At 62.6% G+C, this 1,504-nt stretch carries 1 protein-coding gene; it reads left to right on the forward strand.

Translation table 11 applies throughout. The features are described from left to right. On the forward strand, positions 1–1,461 hold the full coding sequence (gene tssA / locus ACIOVB_RS24205) for a type VI secretion system protein TssA (protein WP_401271900.1): 1,461 nt from the start codon (positions 1–3) through the stop codon (positions 1,459–1,461). Positions 1,462–1,504 lie beyond the last annotated feature (43 nt).

A 1,504-nucleotide genomic window follows, 5' to 3' on the forward strand; every position in this document is an offset into this window, starting at 1 on the left:
ATCGAGGCTCTTGAAAGCGAGCTGGCCAAAGCCTCGTCGATGCACGAAAGCGGGCAGATCGACTGGCTGAAAATTCGCGAAAACAGCGAAAACCTCCTGCGTACCCAATCCAAGGATTTGCGTGTCGGCGCCTGGCTGACCTGGTCGCTGTACCAGCGTGAATCCTTCCCCGGGCTGCTGGCCGGTCTCGGATTGCTGCACCATCTGTCGGAAAACAACTGGGCCGACGTTCACCCGCTCAAACCCCGCACCCGTGCTGCCGCCATTGGCTGGCTGGTGCCGCGTCTTGAGCAGGTCATCACCGAAAACATCGCGATCAAAGAGCAGTTGCCGATGTTCCGGCAGCTCTCCGAGCATCTGGCTGGCCTCGACGCTGCCTGCACCGAACATCTGGGTGATGACGCGCCGCTCCTGCTGCCGCTCTCCCGTCGCCTGAAAACCATGATCCAGCGCGCTTCCGACAACCAGCCGGCACCCGGGGTAGTGGGCGCGGCGGTGGCGCAGGTCAAGCAGGCCGCGAGCCAGTTGCTCACCCCCGGCGCACCGATCGACAACGAAAAAGACGCCCACAAGGCACTGCGCGCCCAGCAGGAAAGCGCGCGGCCGCTGTGCGCCTGGTGGCTCAAGCAGAAAGCCACCGACCTGCGCGCCCTGCGCCTGAATCGCACGCTGCTGTGGATGACCATCGACGCGGTACCCGAACGCAACGCCGAGCAGATCACCGTGCTGCGCGGTCTGCCGGTCGACAAGCTCAAGCAATATCAGGATCGCTTCGATCAGGGCAAATACGCTGATCTGCTGGTGGAACTGGAGGCGAGCCTGGCGAAGGCGCCGTTCTGGTTCGATGGCCAGCGAATGGTCTGGGAGTGTCTCCAGAACCTCAACGCCGAGTTGGCAATGCGCGAAGTGGAAATCCACTTCGCGCTTTTGGTTCAGCGCCTGCCCGGCATCATCGAATGTCGTTTCCATGACGGCGCGCCGTTTGCCGATCCGTCCACCCGGGCGTGGATCGCCGGCAATGTCATGCCGCACCTGCAAAGCGCCAGCGCGCCGCGCAAGGTCGAAACCGAAGACGTTCAGACGCAGCCAGCCTGGGAAAAGGCCCTCGAAGAAGTCTTGCCGCTTCTGCGCAAGGAAGGCCTCAAGCCTGCCGTGCAGATCCTCAAGCAAGGCCTGCAGTCGGCCCACGGTGGACGCGAGCGCTTTTTCTGGCAGTTCGCGCTCGCCCGGCTGTGCTTCATGGCCAAGAAATACGAACTGGCCAAGAACCAGCTCGAAACACTCGATCAGACATTACAGGACTCAGGCCTGCACGCCTGGGAGCCCGATCTTGCATTGGAAGTGCTGCACCTGCTGCATAGCTGCTGCGAGTTGTTGCCGCAGAACCATGCAGTGCGTGAACGCAAGGAAGAGATTTATCGCAGGCTGTGCCACCTCGATCTCGATGGGGTCCTCGAATAGGCCCCAGGGCCTCGCCCGCACGGGGGCGAGCCCGGGGCAGAGA

This window comes from Pseudomonas sp. NPDC087639, assembly GCF_044743385.1.
In the GTDB taxonomy this organism is placed as follows: domain Bacteria; phylum Pseudomonadota; class Gammaproteobacteria; order Pseudomonadales; family Pseudomonadaceae; genus Aquipseudomonas.